The organism is Pantoea sp. UYEF8 (assembly GCF_040546285.1).
GTDB lineage: Bacteria > Pseudomonadota > Gammaproteobacteria > Enterobacterales > Enterobacteriaceae > Pantoea > Pantoea brenneri.
In genome coordinates, this window is sequence record NZ_JBEPNM010000010.1 from 1 (window position 1) to 21,402 (window position 21,402).

Here is a 21,402-nt window from a genome sequence, read left to right on the forward strand (position 1 = left end):
AGTCGCTGTCGTTCTCAAAATCGGTGGAGCTGCATGATAAAGTCATCGGGCATTATCTGAACATAAAACACTATCAATAAGTTGGGACCATTACCCGTTTGCAGTGCTCTCCCGGCGGGTGCGGCTTCTGTTGCGCACAGTGTCAGTGCCGGTTGGGAGAATTTCAGTAACAACGTCGCCACCACATGGCAGCAGCCAGACGGCATCGACTTTTATCTGCCGGCGATTACCTGGCATAACCGGGCAACCTACGATCGTGAACACATTGATAAGTATAATGAAAGGCCGTGGGGTGCCGGCGGAGGGATATCCCGTTATGACCAAAAAGGTAACTGGCATGGCCTCTATGTTATGACCTTCAGGGATTCTTTTAATCAGTGGGAACCCTTTGGTGGTTATGGCTGGCTAGCGACCTGGCGGCCATTATCGGATGAAAAATTCCACTGGGGGGCCGGATATACCGCTGGTGTTACCGCCAGGCATAACTGGCAATATATTCCGCTACCGGCAATATTGCCGCTGGCGTCTGTCGGATACGGTAAGCTCGACTTTCAAATGACCTATATTCCCGGCACGCACAATAATGGCAACGTCTATTTCGCCTGGCTACGCTACCATTTCTGAAAATAAGGCAAGAACGATTAGGCTGACATGGCCATAATTGAACTTTCATTCAGAATCAGCGTTTCGCCGTCGAAGCGATGGCGTAACGCCAGGTAACTTTCGCAACCGATGATCTGTTCTACCGCCGCCGAATAAGCGTTCATTGCGCTGCGCATTTGCGTCAGATAATCGTGCGTGTCATACACCTTATCTATCCCTTCCAGCGCGTGATTCATGATTTTTCTGGCGACGTCGTTCGGGGTATCCAGCGCGGAAAGTTTGGAACGCGCGGTGCGGCGTAAATCGCGTGGGGTAAAGGCGTCGAGTCCCAGCCCACGCGGGGCGCGGATCATGCGACGTAATGCCTGATTCAGCGCACCTTTTGACAGGGGTAACTGCGGATCGCGCGGTGCCGGTACCAGCCAGGGTGAGTCAGCATCGGCGGCGCGCATCAGCGCATCGATGCACTGACGCATCAGTGGCGAAATCGGCAGGATATGTTCCCGCTGTGATTTGTTGCGGGTGCCCTGCTTCCACAGGCCGAGTGACAGATCAAATTCCGCTTTTTGCGCCTGTACAATTTCATCGGGCCGTCGTGCGCTGACCAGGCACAAGCGCAGCGCCCAGCGCGCCTGGTCAGACAAAGCCCAGTTATCCAGTCCGTGCCAGAACACCCAGATTTCAGCATCGCTCAGCTGGCGACTGCGGGGCGGCGTCGCGCGTCCGGCGACATCACGTTTTTTCATTGAGGCGATCGGAGAATGATCCAGATAGCCCTGCATCTCAGCCCAGGCGAGGAACTGTTTAGTCAGGGCAAATACCCGCCGCGCCTCTTCTTTCTTACCGTCGGCAATCAAAATGTTATACAGGCGGTTGAGCCGTAAACGGGTGATCGATTTAAGCGGCTGCGATCCGATATTCGGCAGGACATGTTTCAGCAGCGATGACACGGCAATTTCGGGGCGGCGCCGACTGACCAGCAACGATAATTTGACCCAGACTTTCATCACCTGCTCGACCGAGCCTTCATCGCCAAAGTTATCCAGCTCACCCAAAGAGGCTGCTCTGACCTGATCCAGCCAGATCAACACATGGCGGCCAACATGGGGCGAACGTAATTCTGCTACCGTCACAATGATCCTTTACCTGTTCTCTTCTGCGCTGCAAGGCGGCAAATTCTAACGTGTATCGTTGTGTGACTCCAGACCTAATAAGTCTGGAGTCACAGTGACGCGTTCTGGTGAAATCTGCGACTGCTGGCGGGGTTTTCTCCCGGTCGCTGTTTTAACAAAAATTGCCGTTAAATGTGACCACGGAACCCGCTACTCCCAGGGTAATTGGTGCTGCCAGCGCTCAACCAGCAAATCGATAAAAGCGCGTATCCGCGGTGATAAATGGCGTTTACTGGGATAGATAAGGCGAATCGGTTCGGCAGTAAAGGGATAGTCCTGAAGAATGGGGACCCGTCTTCCTTTGCGGAGGGCCTCACCGATCAGATAAGTTGGCAAATGCACAATATGATAACGCCGGGGCTCTTATTGCTTCAGAACTATCGAGATTTATCGGCCGGCTCCCTCATAGATAAAAGTGCCCTGCGGCGTTCCAAACCGCCAGCTACGCCCTTTTTCCGCGCTCAGCAGAAAGAGGGTGTCATGCTCGTTTAACGCCTGCGGCGTCTCAGGTTCCCCCCGCGAGCTGAGATATTCCGGTGAGGCACAAGTGACAATTTTCTGGGTGGCAATGGTTCGGGTCAGAATAGGTGAATCATCTCGTGGCTCGCCGATGCGCACGGCAATATCAACATATAATCTTTTTCAACAGGCTTATGGCAGGTGTTATTAGCACGATAACACAGGGTGTTAATCATTATTAAATGGCTTAGCAGCAATTATTTTATCATTCTCTTATCGGAGATTGTGGTTATCACTTTCACGGTATCGGACAGTCAAACCATCGGTGATTGATATAATTTTCGCGCTGAAACCTGCGCGGCTAAAGCAATACAAAATGCTAGCAGGCTACAGACTATTAAGTAATCGCTCAGGGCTTTTAGCAGCGGATAGTGATCCATCATAATGCTCAGCGCAAAGGGCAGCCAGTTACCCACATAGCCGGTGATATACAGCAGGTTGATAAGGTGTGTCCGCTGTTTCTGGCGGGCAACCTGATTCACAATGGTTGCCGCACCGACCAGTATCGCCCCATAAGCAAAGCCTTCTGCAATCACTGCAACCAGAACCAGGGCGGGACTGATAAGCTGCACGCTGACCAGGGCGAGTAATATCGCCGCCAGTTGAGTGCTCACCCCGATTTTTAGTGAAGAGTAATGGTGCCTTTTTCTCATCAGCCACTGGGTGATGCCCGCCGTAAGCAGGAATAGCGACAGGCAATAACTGACGATCTGCACGCTGCCGATCGCATACCCGTTGTGGGCCAGCGTCGGACCCTGTGACATCAGGGTTGATGCCATTGCCCACGAAAGAAAGATCGCCATGCAGCAGAGGTAAACATCTCTGAGAGTGAGCGGACGATGGCGGTGGAGCGTCAGGTTTTGCTGCGGCTCAGCAACCGGCTGGATTGGTTTATTCACCCATTCACGGCAACGCCAGATGGCGAAAAGGGAGAGTAAAACCAGCACCAGTAAAATAATGAACGGCGCTTTTAAACTGTAAAAATTATGCTGTACGATATTGCCGGTAATAAACGGGCCGATGGCCTGACCCAGAATTAAGGCGGCGGAGGCGATCAGCGCAGCATGATTACTGACCTCCGTTGCGAATATTTTTATCAGCGAGCGGTTAATATAGGCCATTAATATACCTGAACCTAAACCCGTTATTAATCGGGCAATCAGCAGCAGCGTAATATTATCGGCAAACATCATCAGCAGTGATGAAATCAATACGCATCCCAGTCCAGTATAAACAGGTCGGGTATAGGCTTCCGGCCGGACGTTAACTTTTGCGGTAAACAGCAGTGCGAGCAGAACACCGGCGGCGTAAACGCCAAATACTACCATGATCTGTGAGGCGCTGAACCGGTATAAGCTGATATAAACCGGATACAGCGGCGTTGGCAGACTGCTGCTGAGCATGCCTGAAAAAAAGGCCAGCGCCAGGGCCAGTCCTGCCTGTGAGGATTTTGTCGTCGGGATCATCAGTTTTGCTATCCAGGAAAGTCGTGAAACGTCGACAGAACGTTATCACAGCCCCTTCTGGATGGGATTCGATCCGCAGGCAAACCCACTGTGACCAGGATTCACAGTGGTCTTTGAAGAGGAGCGCGAAGGTTAACCGGCGGTGGTCTCAATGTGCCACGGATGCAGGGCAAGTTGCTGTTCCATGAAGTCGATAAAACAGCGGATGCGTGGGCTGAGATGCTGTCTTTTGGCGTAGATCAGATAGAGCGGCTCTCTGATCGGCGACTGGAAATCGGTCAATAGCGGCACCAGTTTTCCCTGCTTGATATCGCGGTGGATATGAAAATCAGCCAGCCGGACAATACCCTCGCCCTGAATAGCCAGATCGCGCAGTAAATCACCCTGCGACAGAGAAGCCACCGGCGTTACCGGAAAAACCCGGCTCTGACCGTCTTCAGCATAAACCCACTGGTTCCAGTGGCTTTCAAAGTTGAAATGAAAACAGCGATGTTCAATCAGATCACGCGGATGGGACGGGATGCCGTACCGGCTGAGGTATGCCGGTGAAGCACAGGTAATCCACTGGCTTTCGCCGATACGACGGGCAATACGTGATGAGCTGGCCAGCACGCCACCATAGATGGCCAGGTCCAGACCTTTGTCGAACTGATCCTGATAGAGCGGCCCGGTTTCAATATCCACTTTCAGCGCGGGATAAGCCGCAATAAAAGCAGGCAGCCAGGGCAGAATCTGGTAGCGAGCAAAGGTGGTCATGGTCCGTATCTTTAGCTGCCCGCTGATCTGATTAGGCATATCTTCGGCCAGTGAATCAGCTTCGGCCATCGCATCCACCACCGCACGGGCGCTTTTGAGATAGACATGCCCTTCTTCCGTCAGCTTTAACGCGCGCGTTCCGCGAACGAACAGCCTGACCTGCAGTCTGGCCTCCAGCCGACCAATCAGTTTACTCATCGCGGAAGGCGTTAATCCCTTAGCCCGTGCGGCAGCAGAGAAGTTGCCATATTCATAGGCCCAGATGAAAGCCAGTAGCTGATTGTAATTATCCATTCTGTTCCTGGTGAACTGTCGTGAAAATGTGGGGACGCGTGATATTACCTAAATAACCCGGTGCGAAAAGGGCTACCGCGGCGCTGACTGAATGAAACCGCCAGCGTTCACCGCCGGATCGCTTTACTGCCCGACTGACGCAGAGGCTTGTCTGTTGCAGCCAGCCCACCAATCTCTGTTGTTTTCCGGCAGCTTTCGCCGCCTGTGTTTCGCGAAGATCTTTAGTGCCTTTCCCTGCTGAACGAAAGGAACTGACGACCTGCTCTGTTCAGTCATCCGCCTGTCAGCAACCCGCAACGTACATTAAACGGCCTAATGTGAAGGAATGTAAAGTTACGCAGATCGCATATACAATGATAACTATTCTCATTATTATACGCATTTGCTTACATACCTTAACGATTCAGGGAGATTTTCTAAGTGAATGTAACTATGCATGTCCGGAAGCGCCCCATTGCGCTGCTGCTGGCGGGAATATTGAGTACCTCCGCCTCCGCCGCCAACGAGGCTGAGACAGAAAAGCTGGCTGATGACCAAACGATGCTGGTCACTGCTGAACAGGAGTTAAAGCAACAGCCGGGCGTTTCGGTGATTTCCGCGCAGGATATTGAAAAAAATCCGCCGGTCAATGACCTTTCCGACATCATTCGCAAAATGCCGGGCGTTAACCTGACCGGTAACAGCGCTAACGGGGTACGCGGTAATAATCGTCAGATCGACATTCGCGGCATGGGGCCAGAAAATACCCTGATCCTGATTGATGGCGTACCCACTACCTCGCGAAATTCAGTACGTTACAGCTGGCGTGGCGAGCGCGATTCCCGTGGCGACTCTAACTGGGTTCCGGCCGAAATGGTTGAACGTATCGAAGTGATCCGCGGTCCGGCGGCTGCCCGCTACGGCTCTGGCGCTGCGGGCGGCGTGGTCAATATTATTACTAAGCGTCCGACCAATGACTGGCACGGTTCACTGTCGCTGTTCACCAATCAGCCGGAAGATGACAAAGAAGGTGCTACCCGCCGCGCTAACTTTAACCTCAGTGGCCCGCTGGCCGGTGACGCGCTGACCATGCGGTTATATGGCAACATTAACAAAACCGACAGTGATGCATTCGATATTAACCAGTCGCAGAACGGTTCCGCTGCGGCTGGCCGCGAAGGGGTGCGCAACAAAGATATTAACGGCGTGCTGTCGTGGAAACTGACTCCGTTACAGGTGATTGATTTCAGCTACGGTTACAGTCGTCAGGGGAATATCTACGCTGGCGATACCCAATACAGCAACGGTGCCGGCAATGCCCTGATTGAATCACTGGATGGATCAGAAACCAACCGCCTCTACCGTCAGACCTACGGCATCGCCCACAACGGTATCTGGGACTGGGGACAGTCGAAGCTGACCTTCAATTATGAAAAAACCAACAATACCCGCCTGAACGAAGGGACCGCCGGCAGCGGTGAAGGACGAATTAACAGCAACACCTTTTCAACCAGTCGCTTCGAGAGTTACCGGGCCGGTGGTGAAGTCAGTTTCCCGCTGGAGCTGGTGCGGGAACAGACCGTCACGCTGGGGGCTGAGTGAAACCGCGATGAACTGAACGATCCCAACTCAATGAATGGCACCAGCGCGCCGAATGTGACCATTGGCGATGTGAGCGGCAACCCAGGTGCGCGCAACAGTAAAAACAGCGCTACCCTGAGTTCGCTCTATTTTGAAGACAACATTGCGGCTACTGACAGCACAGAAGTGATCCCCGGTCTGCGTTTTGATTATCATGATAGTTTCGGTGCAAACTGGAGCCCATCACTCAATATTTCACAGGGATTAGGCGATAACTTCACGCTAAAAGCCGGTATTGCGCGAGCGTTTAAAGCCCCTAACCTCTACCAGTCAACTGAAGGCTATTTACTGGCTACCCGCGGTAACGGTTGCCCGATAGGGGTGACGACCGGCAGCTGCTATTTGCTCGGTAATGAAAATCTTGATCCGGAAGTCAGCGTAAATAAAGAGCTGGGCATTGAGTATAGCCAGAACGGTTATATCGCAGGGCTTACCTGGTTCCGCAACGATTATAAGAACAAGATCGTCGCCGGTACCGAGCGTATTGGTTTTGCCTCTAACGGCAACAATATTCTGCAATGGTCCAACGGTGGTAAAGCCGTGGTCGAGGGGCTGGAAGGTAATATGACCATTCCGCTGGTGCGCGACACGCTGGAATGGCGTACCAACGCGACTTATATGATTGAGTCGAAGGATAAGAAGACCGGTAATCCGCTGTCGATCATCCCGGAATACACCATTAATACTATGCTCGACTGGCAGGTGACTCAGGACTTTTCAACCAACCTGAACTGGACGATGTATGGCCGCCAGAAACCGCGCGAAAATGCAGAGTCACGAACCGAAGCAAGTTCGCCGATGTCGACGCGTGAAGTCGGTGCCTATTCCGTCTTTGGGCTGAATCTCAATTACGACATCACTAAAAATCTGCGCGCCAATGCCGGTATTAACAACCTGCTGGATAAGCGTATCTACCGTGAAGCCGAAGGTGCCTCAACCTATAATGAGCCAGGCCGGGCTTATTATGCTGGCCTGACCATGTCCTTCTGATTGTGACAGGCGCTTCCGGCTGGAAGCGCTTTTTCATCATTACGGATCAACCCCTTCCGTCTTATCGCGCCTGCGCGCAGCGTTGAAATGTGAAACGGGGGATTGAGCAGGATACAGAGACGACACATCTGACCATAAAAAAGCCCGGGCAAAGAAGCCTGGGCTGAATCGACACACTATGCATCATAATCGGGGCCAGACGCAGTGAGCCAGGCCCCGATTATTAACGTACCAGATGCAGGAAATGCAGGTGTTTTTCGTACTGATCCAGAATATCGTTGATAATCTGCTCCTGCGTCCAGCTCATCACATCGTAATCCTGCCCGCCTTCCTTCAGGTATACCTCTGCACGGTAATAGCGATGCTCTTCTTTTTTCTCATCGCCTAATGCAGCAAGAGCAAAAGTTGGCTGGATATACGAGCGGAGGCGAACTTCATAAACAAAGTTGAGTTCATTTCCCAAATCCACTTCAAAATGTACCCGGTCGTCTGCACTATCATTGAGATGAGAAACGGTGCCTTGCTTGAGCAGTTCGCCGCTGACCATATGCATGGCAGGCTGAATAACTTCATTCATAAATCGTTTTACGTTTGAACGCTTGGGAAAATAGGCAATGTTCCTCAACCGGCGTTGCCAGGAAATAGGATTTCGTGAAGCCGGTGAGGCTATGGTGGTGATCTGCTTACTCTCACGTTTGTAATAATCAATTCGCAACGCTTTAAAAAGCCCGTAAATCGACGCCAGAAGAATAATCGCAAAGGGCAACGCACTGGCGATGGTGACCGTTTGCAGCGCTTTCATGCCGCCTGCCAGTAACAGCACGATGGCAACAACACCCATCATCGATGCCCAGAAAATACGCTGCCAGACCGGCGTATTATCGGTACCTCCTGACGCTAAGGTATCAACCACCATCGCGCCGGAATCAGCTGACGTCACGAAAAAGACGACAACCATGGCCATAGCAATAAACGACAGAACTGAGCTGAAGGGGAAGTGCTCAAGAAAGTTAAACAATGCGAGGGTCTGATCGGACTGTACGGTCTCTGCCAGGTCGCGAGCGCCTTTCCTCATGATCAGCCAGATAGCGCTGTTACCGAAAAACGTCATCCACAGCAATGTGAAACCGGCTGGCACAAACAATACACCGGTAACGAACTCACGGATGGTTCGTCCACGCGAAACGCGGGCAATAAACATCCCGACGAAGGGCGACCAGGCCAGCCACCAACCCCAATAAAACAGGGTCCAGCCTCCCAGCCACTTGCTGGATTTAGGCTCATAGGCATACAGATTAAAGGTCTTGTTTACTATTTCTGAAAGGTAACCGCCGGTATTCTCAACAAACGATTTCAGCAGCAGAACCGTTGGCCCCATCGCACCAACCAGAACCAGCAACAGCACCGCCAGCGTCAGATTAATTTCTGAAAGGATACGGATCCCTTTATCCAGTCCCGATACCACTGACAAGGTGGCGAGGCCGGTAATAACAACAATCAGTATCACCTGTATGGTTTGGTTAACCGGAATTCCGAAGAGATGGTTGAGTCCGGCATTGACCTGCAGGACACCATAACCCAGCGAGGTTGCTACACCGAGCACGGTACCGATAACGGCAAAAACATCCACGGCATGCCCTATCGGCCCATAAATTTTTTCGCCAATAATCGGATAGAGTGCTGAGCGCAGCGTCAGCGGCAGGCCGTGGCGATAACTGAAGAAGGCCAGTATCAATGCAACGATGGCGTAGATTGACCAGGCATGCAGCCCCCAGTGAAAGAAGGTAATGCGCAGAGCTTCCTTAGCGGCCTCAACACTCTCCGGTGTGCCTGACGGCGGTGCCATGTAGTGCATTACCGGCTCCGCCACGCCAAAGAACATCAGCCCTATGCCCATACCCGCTGAAAACAGCATGGCAAACCACGAGACATAGCTGAAATCGGGTTCAGAATGGTCGGGGCCCAGCTTGATGTCACCAAACCGCGACATGCCCAGATAGGCGACGCTCATGAGTATCAGGGCAACAGTCAGTATATAAAACCAACTGGCATTGGCGAAGATGCCGCTTTGCAGCGCGCTGAGCTGCTTGTCAGCTTGTTCAGGAAAAATTGCGGCAAAAGCAACGATAATAAATATCAGTATGGCGGAGCTGTAAAACACCGGAGGATTGATTTTACTTCGCTGAGTCTGCTCTGTTATTTTTGGTTGAGACATATAACCTCTCTGCTGGACCATTTCTGAATGTAACAGCCATTATGACAGAGCATATGAAAATTTCAGGAAACGAACGGATTTTATAGGATTTTTTTCCGCGCCTGACATAACTTCCTGACAACGTTTATTAAAATGTATTTTTATGCACACGGAATGATGGGCATTGTTCATATCGTCATGCGCCATAAAAAAAACCATGACTGATTCAGGCGTCACTGAGTAAAAGGTGAAACAATAAGAATTAAACCAGAATGGCCCTGAAGTGTTTAGCGGGGTCGTCTCAGGTCATAATCGCCACTGTATTGACACCTCGACACGCCAGAATCATCGAATGTTCGGAACCAGTCTACTTTTACCTGCTGAAACAGTGGCAAATGGCCTCACCAAACGCATCGATGAGATGATGATATTCTAATCGCTATGACGCTGAGTGACGTCATCGGAATCTGTCGCCAGGACTACCTTTCTCAGCACCCCCTTTATTCAGCTATCCACCGTCACGGGCGTTATCCCGGCCCTGTGCGTCCGGAAAAACTGACGCCGGCATTTACACGGGTTTAGGCGCAGTACGGTTTAAGTGAGGAGGCGAACCCGCTGACCTTCTATGAAATCAGAAACATTTCGATGTCCAAAAAGTATCCCGATTCATGCGCAGATGAATATCAGCTGATATAAGTCATGTCGGTGATGTTCGGACAAATTTCATACCTTTTCACATCGGTGAGAAAGTCTCCTTGCAAATCATATCGTTCTCATTAAGCTATATATAAAACATATACGTTTCATATAGGGCTTACATGGGCATCGTTAAAATTTCCGACCTGATGCATGAAAATCTGCGCATTGCCAGCCAGGCGATGAGTCGATCGATCAATGCACAGGCAGAGCACTGGCTAAAGCTGGGGATGCTGGCGGAGTTCTATCCGCAACTCACTCAACAGCAGCTTGCACAGATGCTGATTCGATTAGAACTGGAAGGCAGTTCTGATATCCGACATTTACTTCATAAAGAAAGTCTCACTTCACAAGGAGATGTGTCATGAACACCGTTAAAATTCATACTGCCGAAGAGATCGAAAAGGCACGCGCGGCCGGACACGCCGCCGCACAGGTGCTGGCGATGATTACCCCGCACGTTCGGCCCGGTATCACTACCGAAGAGCTTGATGATATCTGCCACGATTTCATTGTGAATGAGCTGAAGGTGATTCCGGCCAATATCGGCTATCACGGTTATACCCGTACCACCTGTACCTCGGTTAACCACGTGGTTTGCCACGGTATCCCTGCCAGCAAGAAGTTGAAAGATGGCGATATCGTGAATATCGATGTGGCGATCATCAAAGATGGCTGGTACGGCGATACCAGCCGGATGTATTTCGTCGGTACGCCGTCAGTACGCGCTAAACGCCTGGTTGATATTACCTATCAGTCGATGGTGGCCGGCATTAAAACGGTTCGTCCGGGCGCAACGCTGGGCGACATCGGTGCGGCGATTCAGCGTGTGGCGGAATCGGCTGGCTTCTCGGTGGTACGTGAATATTGCGGTCACGGCGTGGGCGAAATCTATCATACCGATCCGCAGGTGCTGCATTACGGTACGCCGGGAGAAGGGATGCCGCTTAAAGCCGGGATGATATTTACCATCGAGCCGATGATTAATGCCGGTAAAGCGGGCACCAGCGTGCTATCGGATGGCTGGACGGTGGTGACCAAAGATCGGTCTTTATCAGCGCAGTGGGAGCATACCGTGGCGGTGACCGAGGAGGGATTTGATTTGTTGACGCCGTGGCCCGAGGGCACTGGCGACTATGCGCCAATCTGAACCTGCAGCCTGAGGGTAATACCTCAGGCTCATTCTGACCTGATAACGCAGAGAGTGGCTATCTGCGGCCTTTAACCACTGAGGCTGCCCAGTTGAAATCACCCACTTCACTCGCCGCCAGCGAAGAAGGTTTCTTGCGGCGCAGGGGTTTTTTCTTTTCCTTTTCTGCCTGTGCTCTCTCTTTCTCAAGCTTGTTTGACATGATGAGCTGTCGCGCTTCCGTATTGAATTCTTTCTCTTTTTTACTATCAGGCTCTTTGCCGGTCCGTTGGCGATACTTCTGCACCAGCCCGTTGAACGTTTCCTCTACAGCCAGTCGTTCATCAGCGTTGAACTGATCAATCGAGATCATCTTCTTGTCGTTCATAGCATCGTGTCCAGTGGTGAATTCACCGGGCAAGTGTACCGCATCCGCGGCCGCTTCAGTGGGCTGTTTAGCATTAATCCGGCATAAGTCAGGTAATAGCTGCTGACATCGTTAACATCAGCACGATTCTCACCGAAAATGCGCGCTTTGCCCCTGTTAAAAATAAGGACATCTCTTAATATAAAACTCATCTTTATCAGGTTTAATAGCAGTGACCACGTACTGCCGGGGAGCTGAGGCTATGGCACAAGAGACCGACCGACTGTCGCAGGCTTTATTGCGACGGCATGGGATAGGCGTAAAGCAGAAACGCATCCATTTTCGCGGCAAAGATTTGCTGTTTCAGTTACATAACGCCCATTACGAGGTGTTCAATGGTAATCAATGCATTGCCACTCTCGACACCAACAACATTAATGATGCTATAAAGCAGTTTAAATTACGCAGTTTGTCGGCGGAATAAGGGTTACGCCTCCGCTCAGCCGGGCTGCTTAACCGCATCGCGGTCAGTAACAATGACCGGCCTGCGAGCTGATAATCAGTGGACATCCACCTGCTCTGCTGGCCTGGCTTGATAGATAAAAATCGGCGAAAGGGTTTCGTCATAAAGTTTCTGTTATTTCAGGCGAGGCTGATTAGAATAACCGGACATCCTTTCTGATACAGGTATCCGATGAAAATCTCTATCCACAAAGAAGATGAGCGGTTCATGAACGACTTCTTTGCTGCGCCCTGCCAGACTCTGGACGCTGATTCGCCGCAGGCCGGGCAAATCCAGCAGTCGCTGCAGTTAGCCATCCAACAAAAAAACATCGAAGCCGAAGGTGACTGGAAGCGCAGCCTGACCTTTCTGTTACTGTTTATCTTTCTCTATGCCGCACTGGGTGCCTCATTAACCCTGGATCTCAGCAGCAGCAGTGGTCATAAAAGTATTGAATATGCCCTTGAGGCGATTCCGGTATTGATCGCCTTCTCCGGCTTCTTTATGTCGATTCTGTTTGTATTTCTGACCCGCGCCAGCGCCCGTAAGCAGCGCAACTGGGAAAAAACTATTCTGGTGCTGGAAAAATATTCCATCGGCAACCTGTTTAAAGTGACACACACCCAGGGCGCAGGCACCAGTAACTATTCCGTCGCTAACCTGACCATTTCACTGGCGCTGTTTATTTGCCTCACCTGGCTGGTGATCTACAACTATCTTACCTTCACCACCAGCGGCGTGTTTGGCAGTGTGATCTCGCTGTTTATCAGTACCATGGTGTACGTCATTCTGGATATCCAGTTACTTAAGCCGTTCAGCCACGTTGCAGATAATGATGAAGCCGATAAAACGGATGCGGAGAAGGAAAAAGAGCACAAATCCGAAGAGTAATGCCTGCTCAGGCTGACTGACTACAGACTATCCGGCAGCTTTGCCGGATAGTTATTTTTACCCTTAGGGTGGCTGATTAGATCGCGACAGCTTACTCACCCTGTAAACGAAGACGTTTGATATCACGCTGCGGTGCTTCTCCAAACTCCCGGCTATATTCGCGGCTAAACTGTGAGGCACTTTCATAACCGACGCTTAACGCCGCGCTGCTGGCATCCAGATTGTGACTTAACATCTGCTGCCGGGCTTCCTGTAAGCGGAGTTTCTTCTGGTACTGTAGTGGGCTCAAGCCGGTAACAGCCCGGAAATGCTGGCGAAAGGTGGACGGACTCATGTAGGCATTCGCCGCTAATTCATCAATACAGACGGGGCGGGCAAAATTCTGCTTAAGCCAGCCCACAACTCTTGAAATATGCTGCCCGGGCGATCCGGCCGTGGCCAGATGACGGAGTTGCGGCCCATGATAACTGGCTAATAAGCGAATAATAATCTCCTGCAGGATCAGAGGCGCCAGCTGGCCCGCCAACGCTGGCTCATCAGTGAGTTTGATCAGACGACATAACGCATCAGTCAGCGCCTCGTCGAGCGAATCAACAGAAAGCGGATTAAACGGGATGTCTCTGACAGGTTTACCTGGTGTCATCAAGGCAGCCGTCTGAACCACTGTCTGCGGATCGAGCGTCAGCATCAGCCCGAGAAACGGTTGCTCAGGACTTGCCTGAGTGACATGGGATACCACCGGCAGATCGATAGTCGTGAGCAACGATTCACCGGCACCATAGTGAGTAGATTTACCCGCCAGCATAATAGTTTTTGAGCCCTGCACCACCACTCCCAGTCCCATCTGATAAATGCAATGCACTGGCGAGGTCGGAATACTGCGGCGATGTAGGGTGAGGCCTTCGATTGCAGTTGAGAAATCGCCATCATTTTGGGCAATTCTCTTAATCAGGTCAGCTAGAGACACTGGTTGTGAAAGTGAGTTTTGTGCCACGTAAATGCCCTTTATTCGCTGCAGCAGTACAGGTAAGCAAAGATAAGACTAACCCAGCCTCGCAGCAACCCATTTGCTTTATTCAAGCCACAGAAATCATTTCGTGCAAACATTTCAGCAGATCTGGCAAGCACATCAGAGTCTGAAAGGCGAATAATCAGTATCTGCCCATTGTTAATAAATGAGAGGACAAATGGCTGATTTATTTGAAAGCTACAATATTAAAGATATCACTTTGCGTAACCGGATTGTCGCATCGCCCATGTGTCAGTATCAGGCTAAGAAAGGTCTGGTTAATGACTGGCACCGGTCACATTATGCAATGCTGGCCCGCGGCGGCGTTGGCCTGCTGATTGTGGAAGCGACGGCCGTTACCCCGGAAGGACGTATCACACCGGGCGATCTGGGCCTGTGGAATGATGACCAAATCGAAGGGTTTTCCGCTATTGCTACTGCAATCCGGCAAGCGGGCGCGGTTGCCGGGATACAGCTTGGCCATGCGGGCAGAAAGGCGGGATGTACGCCGCCGTGGCAAGGGGGTGCGCCGCTGGATCGACAGGATCCCCAGGCCTGGACGCCGGTTGCGGCCAGTGCCATTCCTTACCTGCCTGACAGTGACTATATTCCTGATGAAATGTCATTGGCTGACATCCGCCAAACGATAAATGCTTTCAGAGATGCTGCCCTTCGCGCTGTAACGGCCGGATTCGAGTGGCTCGAATTACATTTTGCACACGGTTTCCTGGCGCAGTCGTTCCTTTCGGCGAAGACTAACCGTCGTCAGGATCAGTACGGTGGCTCCCTGCAAAATCGCGCCCGCTTTATGCTGGAAGTGGTAGAAGCGGTGAAAACTGTCTGGCCAGTTGCTCTGCCGCTTACTGTCCGGCTGGGCGTTGTTGAGTTTGATACCTGTGCAGAAAACCATTTTGGTGAATCTCTTGAAGTGATTCGCTGGCTGAAAGAGGCGGGCGTTGATTTGATTGACGTCAGTCTGGCGCTCTCCACCCCCGATGAGCAAATTCCATGGGCACCTGACTTTATGGTTCCTTACGCAGAACGGATACGCAGTGAAACAGGTATCGCCGTTTCGTCCAGCTGGATGATCAGCCGCGCTACTCAGGCCAGCCATTTTATTCAGGAGGGAAAACTAGACCTGGTATTTTTTGCCCGCCGACTGCTAAGTAACCCTCATTGGGTCTTTGAGGCCGCTCGTGAACTAAAACTCACTGCACCGGAATCAGTTTTACCTGAGCCTTACGCTTACTGGTTAAAGGAGTGGGCAGAATAAGTGATTGCCGCTAAACCTGGTTATAACCAGGAAGTGACAGCGCAAAACACCTGCTCTTTAAACTGCGCCAGCCAATGTGCCCTGTTTAATCTGAAGAAGAGGAAATTCCATGACTGACAATATTAAAGATAAAGTTATCGTTATCACCGGTGCGTCAAGTGGCATGGGTGAAGCTGCCGCGCGTCACCTTGCGCAAAAAGGGGCTCGGGTGGTACTGGCTGCCCGTCGGTCTGATCGCATCGATGCTGTAGCGAATGAAATTAATGAGCTCGGCGGATCGGCGATAGCGATGGCCACCGACGTCACTCTTGAAGATGATGTTAAGGCTCTGGTTGATGCCGCCGTTAAGCAATGGGGCCGTATTGATGTGCTGATTAATAATGCCGGTGTAATGCCTCTATCTACGCTTGATCAGGCTAAGGTCAGTGAATGGAATCAGATGATTGATGTTAACCTTCGCGGTGTTTTACATGGCATTGCGGCCGCGTTGCCTTATATGAAAGCGCAAAAATCGGGTCAGATTATCAATACCGCTTCTGTCGCCGCCCATCTGGTGTTTCCGGCATCGGCAGTTTACTCGGCGACTAAATATGCCGTTCGTGCGCTGACTGAAGGATTACGTAAAGAAGCCAGTGAGTATAACGTCAGAGCAACCCTCATCTCTCCGGGCGCTGTTTCAACAGAGCTGCTTGACCATATCAGCGACAAAGACGTCCAGTCGGCAAATCAGGCCTACGTGGGTAAAGTCGGCATTCCCGCCGAGACTTTTGCCCGAATGGTCGCATTTGCGATAAACGAGCCTGAAGATGTCGGCGTGAACGAAATTATATTTCGGCCCACCGCTCAGGACCTGTAAGCAGCGGAGCGGGCAAGTCAGGTATGATTTCGCCCGCAGTTGATGTGCTGAATAAATAACATTGAGCGGCCTGTTGTACTGCTGAAATGATGTCAGCACTGAAGCTGAAGTTTGAGTTACTGAATCGACTAAAAGTATGTTGTAACTATGAGCACTAACCATTTGAACCCATTCACTGCCCTTTCCTTCAGTGGTGCTTGTCTGTGACCTACTATGCGAGCTGCCTACCCAAAACTTACGGCCTGCCCACAGGCAGACCGTATTGCCGTTACCAGCCGGTTTTCTGCATATCAATCACAAAGCGATATTTCACATCGCTGGTCAGCATACGCGCGAAGGCGGTTTCAACCTCTTCGCCGGTAATCATCTCGACGTCAGCGGTAATATTGTGCTGACCACAGAAATCGAGCATCTCCTGCGTCTCTTTAATGCTGCCAATCGAGGTGCCGCTGATGCTAAGCCGACGAAATACCATCGGTGTGACGTTCGGTGAGGGATGCGGTTGATCGGGAATGCCGACCAGCACCAGCTGACCATTGGTTTTTAACGTCGCCAGATACGGATCAAGATCGTGCGGAGCCGCAACACAATCCAGAATGATATCCAGTGAAGTCTGGCACTCTGCCATCTGCGCGGCATCACGTGAAACGACGACCTGGCTGGCGCCAAGACGACGCGCATCAGCTCCTTTCTCAGGCGAAGTGGTAAATAAAGTGACCTCTGCGCCCAGCGCGCTGGCCAGTTTAACCGCCATATGCCCTAACCCACCCAGACCGACCACGCCAACCCGATCGCCGGCTTTGACATTGAAATGACGCAGCGGCGACCAGACGGTAACGCCGGCGCAAAGTAACGGAGCCACCGCGTTCAATGCCAGGTTATCGGGCACCGAAACCACAAAATTCTGGTCAGCGATCACCTGTCCGGCATAACCGCCAAAGGTAGACGCGCCGGTATATTTATCGATGCCGTTATATGTCGGCGTGAAGCCCGCCTCACAATACTGCTCTTCCTGCTGCTGACAAAAATGACATTGCCCGCAGGCGTCAACCATCACACCAACCCCGACAGTCTGCCCCATCGCAAACTGTGTCACATTGTCACCCACTGCGGCTACCCGACCGACAATTTCATGGCCAGCAACTAATGGATAGCGGCTGACGCCCCATTCGTTGCGTGCCATGTGCAGGTCTGAGTGACAAACGCCACAGTAAAGTACCTCAATCATGACGTCGTACGGCTGTAAATCGCGAATCTCAACCTGCCCTGCTCGTAACGGCTGGCTGGCCTGTGATGCAACCAGTGCATTAATTTTCATCTGTCGCCTCCTGGTGGCTTATAGCGCTAAAGAAAGCGGCACACTATAGACACAAGGTTACCATTTTGGTAGTAGTTACCCTTTGGTAACCATGCTAATGGAGAAAGGTTATGCCGGTCTGGGTTGATGGAAAACTCTGCTTTTATGCCGATTCACCGCCGCGCCGCCTGCTGGAATTGTTTGCGGTAAAATGGAGCACCATGGTGCTGCACGCGCTTTATCACTGGCCAGAAAACCGTGCCAGGACGGGTGAACTGGAACGCAGCCTGCAGGGTATTTCGAAGAAGATGCTGATTCAGACGCTGCGGGAACTGGAGCAACGAGGGCTGGTTTCACGTCAGGTATATCAGGTGGTACCGCCAAAGGTCGAATATAGCCTGACTGCGCTGGGTCATCGGTTCGCGGAACCGATTGAACAGATGTATCAGTGGGGACTGGAAAATCAGGCAGCGCTGGATGAGATGGAGCGCCATGCGCGAGAAAGTCAGGATACCGCAGGGTAACGATATCGCCGCTACCCTGCCGTTAGTGCAAAGAATCACGACCAGATGCCACGCGTTGATTCTTCGCACTGATGAGAATCAGTCGAAGGGGAATTCGCGAGCCAGTACCCGGGAAATGACGTTCAGCGCGCCTTCGTCATTGTTGCTCTGGGTCTGATAGCGTGCGACGGCAGCCACCGAATCAACCGCATTCGCCATTGAAAAACTGAAGCAGGCCTGTCGCAACATCTCAATGTCGTTAGCGCTGTCACCAATCGCCAGCACTTCGCAATCGCTGATGCCCCATTTTTCCTGCAGCAGCGCAATGCCGTGCGCCTTGTGACAGCCGGGAATAATCAGGTCGATAAAACCAAAGCCACTCGAAACCGGATGCATGATGTTCTCCAGTTCGCCCAGCTGGTTGTGCAGCCGTTGCAGCAGCGCATCCACATCTTCATGCGCCAGGTTAAGGGAGAATTTGAAAATGGTGTCGTCGATGTCATATAAATCATCACGCTTTTCCAGCCGGTGATAATGATTCGCCAGCATCGCCAGCACCTCATCCGAGGCGGATGAATGCACATAGGCACCGTTACGGCCGCAGACCACTACTGCAATATCCGGTTCGTGCGCCAGGATATCGAGGATCTGATGGACTTTTTCTTTGGCTAATTCGCCACAAAAAATCTCTTCGTTGCAGTCAGAGACCCACGCCCCGTTTTCCGCCACAAAGGCAATTTCATCTTTAATGTCGGGAAAATAGCGCTGCAACTGGTAATACTGATTCCCGCTTGCGACCACAAAGCGGATCCCCTTCTGCTTCAGCAATGCATACTGACGTGAGAACCGCTGGACATTGTACTGCTTGTTGTCATCCAGAAAGGTGCCATCCATATCCACCGCAATCATCTTAACCGCCATCTTGCCTGCCCCTATACCTGCGCCGTCGTATCCTTTCGGCTGATTGAATTGATTCATAAAGCTTACTCGCTGTGTGGATTATTGAGAATGCTGATAGTGAGTTTGTTAACGGCTTTCAGAGCGTTCCGGTTTGGAACATGTGTTACAGCGCACGTTTTTAATGGTTACAAGGATGTTAATCTCAGCCGTAATTTACGAATGAAGGTTAAATAATTTTCACTCGTAACTCAACCCTGACAAGTTAAGGAGCATGAGATGACGGTTAATTCCCGGGCTACCCCTCTGCCTGCTGACGTAAAAGCAGCGATTCGCCAGATGAAACAGCAGTTGCGCAGCCAGATTGGTGATGTGGAAGCGCTGTTCCGCCAGGTGTGTGACAAAATTGAAGCGGCAATTGCCGACGCTAAGGCTGATGAGCAGCGAACAGGCAGTGCCTGGCCCATGGTGGAGATGCAGACTCTGGCCAGAGGCGAGGTTTCAGATGAAACCCGGGCGCAGATCAAACGACGCGGCTGCGTGATCATCAAACAGCATTTTGCCCGCGAGCAGGCTCTGGCGTGGGATAAGTCGATGCTTGATTACCTCGAGCTGAACCACTTCGACCAGCAGTATCGCGGTCCTGGCGACAATTTTTTTGGCAGCCTGGAAGCATCCCGGCCAGAAATCTATCCGATTTACTGGTCGCAGGCGCAGATGCAGGCGCGTCAGAGTGATGCGATGATCCAGGCGCAATCCTTCCTCAATCGCCTGTGGACCTTCGATTCGCAGGGACAGCAGTGGTTTGATCCGGATGTCAGCGTGATCTATCCCGACCGTATCCGTCGCCGGCTGCCGGGCACCACCTCAAAAGGGCTGGGTGCGCATACTGATTCCGGCGCGCTTGAACGCTGGCTGCTGCCCGCTTATCAGCAGGTCTTTGCCAGACTGTTCAGCGGTGATTTCGCTGCATACGATCCGTGGGATGCCGCGCATCGTACTGAAGTGGATGAATATGACGTGCCAGATACCACCAAATGCTCGGTGTTCCGCACCTTCCAGGGCTGGACCGCCCTGTCAGATATGATTCCGGGCCAGGGTCTGCTGCATGTGGTGCCGGTACCAGAAGCGATGGCTTATGTGCTGCTGCGTCCGCTGTTATCCGATGTCCCGGAAGATGAGCTGTGCGGCGTAGAGCCAGGCCGGGTTTTGCCGATCAATGAGAAATGGCACCCACACCTGATTGCCGGACTCAGTTCCATCCCCGCTTTAGAGGCGGGCGATTCCGTCTGGTGGCATTGCGATGTGATTCACGCGGTGGCGCCGGTTGAGAATCAACGGGGCTGGGGCAATGTGATGTACATCCCGGCCGCGCCGATGTGCGACAAGAATCGGGCTTATGCCCGGCAGGTTGCCGAGGCGCTGGAATAGGGTCGTTCGCCCGCTGATTTTCCGCCTGAAGATTACGAAGCGAACTGGCAGCAGCGCTTCACGCTGGCCGATCTGAATCAGAATGGCCGCCGGGCGCTGGATTTAGCCTGATTTATCACCGCGTCGGCTCCGGCGCGGTCCTTTCCCTGTTAAACTGCGGCGATTATTATTCTGCGAAGCGGGCTTATGAATCCACGTCATCATCAGATTATTCAACTGGTTAATACCCGGGGCACCATCGCTGTCAGCGAACTGGCGCAGCTAACGGGCGTCTCAGAAGTCACGGTGCGTCAGGATCTGACCCTGCTGGAACGCGATCGCTTATTGCGGCGGATCCACGGCTCTGCGCTGGCGATCGACAGTGACAATGTGGGAACCCGGATGAATACCCGCTACCCGATTAAACAGGCGCTGGCCGATCGTGCCGCCAGCCTGGTGAAGGCGGGCGAGTCGGTGTTTATTGAAGGTGGCAGTACAAATGCTTTGCTGGCGCGCGCGCTGGCGGACCGCAGTGATATCACCCTGATTACCGTCAGTCACTACATCGCCCAATTACTGCGCGATGCCGCCTGCGAAGTGATAGTGCTGGGCGGCCTGCTACAAAAAAGCAGTGAGTCGATGGTCGGTCCGCTGACCCGTTACTGTATTCAGCAGACGCATTTTCATAAGGCGTTTGTTGGGGTCGATGGCTGGCACCCGGAAAGCGGCTTTACCGGTCGTAATATGCTGCGCTGCGATGTGGTTGATGCGGTGCTGGCAAAAGGTGTTGAAAGCTATGCACTGACCGACAGCTCGAAATTTGGTCAGATTCAGCCCTATCCGCTGTCGCCGGGTTACCAGGTCCGTCAGGTCATTACCGACGATCAGCTTGATGCCGCCATCCTGTTGCAACTGCAGGAGCAGCAGATTGAGGTGATTCAGGTCAGCACGGGCTAAG

At 52.1% G+C, this 21,402-nt stretch carries 18 protein-coding genes and 3 pseudogenes; 12 read left to right on the forward strand and 9 right to left on the reverse strand.

The genetic code is table 11. The features are described 5' to 3' along the window. Positions 1-80 (forward strand): IS1 family transposase (locus ABIB18_RS17265; RefSeq protein ID WP_001401901.1); only part of this gene is annotated, 80 nt, incomplete at its 5' end. Next, a complete protein-coding gene (pagP, locus tag ABIB18_RS17270; protein WP_502922717.1) occupies positions 73-624 on the forward strand; it encodes a lipid IV(A) palmitoyltransferase PagP in 552 nt (183 codons plus the stop codon). The genes ABIB18_RS17265 and pagP, both read left to right, overlap by 8 nt. Positions 625-641: 17 nt before the next feature. On the opposite strand, the gene ABIB18_RS17275 is transcribed toward pagP, so the two are convergent. The 4 genes and pseudogenes from ABIB18_RS17275 to ABIB18_RS17290 form a co-directional block, all read right to left on the reverse strand. Then, positions 642-1,736, reverse strand: a complete 1,095-nt coding sequence (locus ABIB18_RS17275) for a tyrosine-type recombinase/integrase (protein WP_354474957.1) — start codon at positions 1,734-1,736, stop codon at positions 642-644. 189 nt (positions 1,737-1,925) lie between these two features. Further along, positions 1,926-2,393 (reverse strand): annotated as a pseudogene (locus ABIB18_RS17280) (LysR substrate-binding domain-containing protein). 155 nt (positions 2,394-2,548) lie between these two features. Next, the gene (locus ABIB18_RS17285) at positions 2,549-3,760 is read right to left on the reverse strand and encodes an MFS transporter (protein ID WP_354474959.1); all 1,212 of its coding nucleotides are present in this window, start codon (positions 3,758-3,760) and stop codon (positions 2,549-2,551) included. Between the two features lie 132 nt (positions 3,761-3,892). Beyond that, on the reverse strand, positions 3,893-4,810 hold the full coding sequence (locus ABIB18_RS17290; RefSeq protein WP_069729299.1) for a LysR family transcriptional regulator: 918 nt from the start codon (positions 4,808-4,810) through the stop codon (positions 3,893-3,895). Between the two features lie 432 nt (positions 4,811-5,242). On the opposite strand from ABIB18_RS17290, the pseudogene ABIB18_RS17295 reads away from it, so the two are divergent. Further along, positions 5,243-7,420: pseudogene (locus ABIB18_RS17295) on the forward strand (TonB-dependent siderophore receptor). 223 nt (positions 7,421-7,643) lie between these two features. Here ABIB18_RS17295 and ABIB18_RS17300 read toward each other — a convergent pair. Beyond that, entirely contained in the window at positions 7,644-9,635 is a 1,992-nt protein-coding gene (locus ABIB18_RS17300) for a BCCT family transporter (protein WP_046289327.1), read from the reverse strand. Positions 9,636-10,432: 797 nt separating this feature from the next. Between ABIB18_RS17300 and ABIB18_RS17305 the strand changes: the two genes are divergently transcribed. Next, on the forward strand, positions 10,433-10,678 hold the full coding sequence (locus ABIB18_RS17305) for a ParD-like family protein (protein WP_031377533.1): 246 nt from the start codon (positions 10,433-10,435) through the stop codon (positions 10,676-10,678). Beyond that, positions 10,675-11,460, forward strand: a complete 786-nt coding sequence (map, locus tag ABIB18_RS17310) for a type I methionyl aminopeptidase (protein ID WP_069729297.1) — start codon at positions 10,675-10,677, stop codon at positions 11,458-11,460. Before ABIB18_RS17305 ends, map begins: the two co-directional genes overlap by 4 nt. Positions 11,461-11,518: 58 nt before the next feature. Here map and ABIB18_RS17315 read toward each other — a convergent pair whose 3' ends face one another. Next, positions 11,519-11,827: a hypothetical protein gene (locus tag ABIB18_RS17315; RefSeq protein ID WP_031377531.1), complete on the reverse strand. Its 309-nt coding sequence runs from the start codon at positions 11,825-11,827 to the stop codon at positions 11,519-11,521. A 241-nt stretch (positions 11,828-12,068) separates the two neighbouring features. On the opposite strand from ABIB18_RS17315, the gene ABIB18_RS17320 reads away from it, so the two are divergent. Next, a complete protein-coding gene (locus tag ABIB18_RS17320; protein ID WP_031377530.1) occupies positions 12,069-12,290 on the forward strand; it encodes a hypothetical protein in 222 nt (73 codons plus the stop codon). A 210-nt stretch (positions 12,291-12,500) separates the two neighbouring features. Continuing rightward, positions 12,501-13,199 carry a RipA family octameric membrane protein gene (locus ABIB18_RS17325; protein WP_354474964.1) on the forward strand — a complete coding sequence of 233 codons (699 nt, stop codon included), beginning with the start codon at positions 12,501-12,503 and terminating at the stop codon, positions 13,197-13,199. A gap of 91 nt (positions 13,200-13,290) precedes the next feature. Here ABIB18_RS17325 and ABIB18_RS17330 read toward each other — a convergent pair whose 3' ends face one another. Then, positions 13,291-14,193: an AraC family transcriptional regulator gene (locus ABIB18_RS17330; RefSeq protein WP_354474966.1), complete on the reverse strand. Its 903-nt coding sequence runs from the start codon at positions 14,191-14,193 to the stop codon at positions 13,291-13,293. 193 nt (positions 14,194-14,386) lie between these two features. Between ABIB18_RS17330 and ABIB18_RS17335 the strand changes: the two genes are divergently transcribed. Both ABIB18_RS17335 and ABIB18_RS17340 read left to right on the forward strand, forming a co-directional pair. Next, on the forward strand, positions 14,387-15,481 hold the full coding sequence (locus ABIB18_RS17335; protein WP_354474968.1) for an NADH:flavin oxidoreductase/NADH oxidase: 1,095 nt from the start codon (positions 14,387-14,389) through the stop codon (positions 15,479-15,481). 109 nt (positions 15,482-15,590) lie between these two features. After that, positions 15,591-16,337, forward strand: coding sequence for an SDR family oxidoreductase (locus tag ABIB18_RS17340; protein WP_354474971.1), 747 nt, complete (start codon positions 15,591-15,593; stop codon positions 16,335-16,337). A 268-nt stretch (positions 16,338-16,605) separates the two neighbouring features. Here ABIB18_RS17340 and ABIB18_RS17345 read toward each other — a convergent pair whose 3' ends face one another. Beyond that, positions 16,606-17,655 carry an NAD(P)-dependent alcohol dehydrogenase gene (locus ABIB18_RS17345; RefSeq protein ID WP_354474974.1) on the reverse strand — a complete coding sequence of 350 codons (1,050 nt, stop codon included), beginning with the start codon at positions 17,653-17,655 and terminating at the stop codon, positions 16,606-16,608. Between the two features lie 110 nt (positions 17,656-17,765). Between ABIB18_RS17345 and ABIB18_RS17350 the strand changes: the two genes are divergently transcribed. Continuing rightward, complete coding sequence (locus tag ABIB18_RS17350; RefSeq protein WP_354474976.1) at positions 17,766-18,158, forward strand: winged helix-turn-helix transcriptional regulator; 393 nt, start codon at positions 17,766-17,768, stop codon at positions 18,156-18,158. Between the two features lie 78 nt (positions 18,159-18,236). Here ABIB18_RS17350 and ABIB18_RS17355 read toward each other — a convergent pair whose 3' ends face one another. Continuing rightward, complete coding sequence (locus ABIB18_RS17355; RefSeq protein ID WP_143811584.1) at positions 18,237-19,058, reverse strand: Cof-type HAD-IIB family hydrolase; 822 nt, start codon at positions 19,056-19,058, stop codon at positions 18,237-18,239. 255 nt (positions 19,059-19,313) lie between these two features. Here ABIB18_RS17355 and ABIB18_RS17360 point away from each other — a divergent pair. Then, positions 19,314-20,576, forward strand: a pseudogene (locus ABIB18_RS17360) (DUF1479 domain-containing protein). Positions 20,577-20,651: 75 nt separating this feature from the next. Continuing rightward, a complete protein-coding gene (locus ABIB18_RS17365) occupies positions 20,652-21,401 on the forward strand; it encodes a DeoR family transcriptional regulator (RefSeq protein WP_354474978.1) in 750 nt (249 codons plus the stop codon). The last annotated feature ends 1 nt before the right edge of the window (position 21,402 follow it).

Bases quoted from the DNA above. Each gene is read 5' to 3' on its own strand.
- ABIB18_RS17335 (WP_354474968.1), top strand. From the start codon at position 14,387: ATGGCTGATTTATTTGAAAGCTACAATATTAAAGATATCACTTTGCGT.
- ABIB18_RS17305 (WP_031377533.1), top strand. From the start codon at position 10,433: ATGGGCATCGTTAAAATTTCCGACCTGATGCATGAAAATCTGCGCATT.
- ABIB18_RS17355 (WP_143811584.1), bottom strand. From the start codon at position 19,058: ATGGCGGTTAAGATGATTGCGGTGGATATGGATGGCACCTTTCTGGAT.
- ABIB18_RS17320 (WP_031377530.1), top strand. From the start codon at position 12,069: ATGGCACAAGAGACCGACCGACTGTCGCAGGCTTTATTGCGACGGCAT.
- map (WP_069729297.1), top strand. From the start codon at position 10,675: ATGAACACCGTTAAAATTCATACTGCCGAAGAGATCGAAAAGGCACGC.
- ABIB18_RS17315 (WP_031377531.1), bottom strand. From the start codon at position 11,827: ATGAACGACAAGAAGATGATCTCGATTGATCAGTTCAACGCTGATGAA.
- ABIB18_RS17345 (WP_354474974.1), bottom strand. From the start codon at position 17,655: ATGAAAATTAATGCACTGGTTGCATCACAGGCCAGCCAGCCGTTACGA.
- ABIB18_RS17285 (WP_354474959.1), bottom strand. From the start codon at position 3,760: ATGATCCCGACGACAAAATCCTCACAGGCAGGACTGGCCCTGGCGCTG.
- ABIB18_RS17325 (WP_354474964.1), top strand. From the start codon at position 12,501: ATGAAAATCTCTATCCACAAAGAAGATGAGCGGTTCATGAACGACTTC.
- ABIB18_RS17340 (WP_354474971.1), top strand. From the start codon at position 15,591: ATGACTGACAATATTAAAGATAAAGTTATCGTTATCACCGGTGCGTCA.
- ABIB18_RS17290 (WP_069729299.1), bottom strand. From the start codon at position 4,810: ATGGATAATTACAATCAGCTACTGGCTTTCATCTGGGCCTATGAATAT.
- ABIB18_RS17350 (WP_354474976.1), top strand. From the start codon at position 17,766: ATGCCGGTCTGGGTTGATGGAAAACTCTGCTTTTATGCCGATTCACCG.
- ABIB18_RS17365 (WP_354474978.1), top strand. From the start codon at position 20,652: ATGAATCCACGTCATCATCAGATTATTCAACTGGTTAATACCCGGGGC.
- ABIB18_RS17300 (WP_046289327.1), bottom strand. From the start codon at position 9,635: ATGTCTCAACCAAAAATAACAGAGCAGACTCAGCGAAGTAAAATCAAT.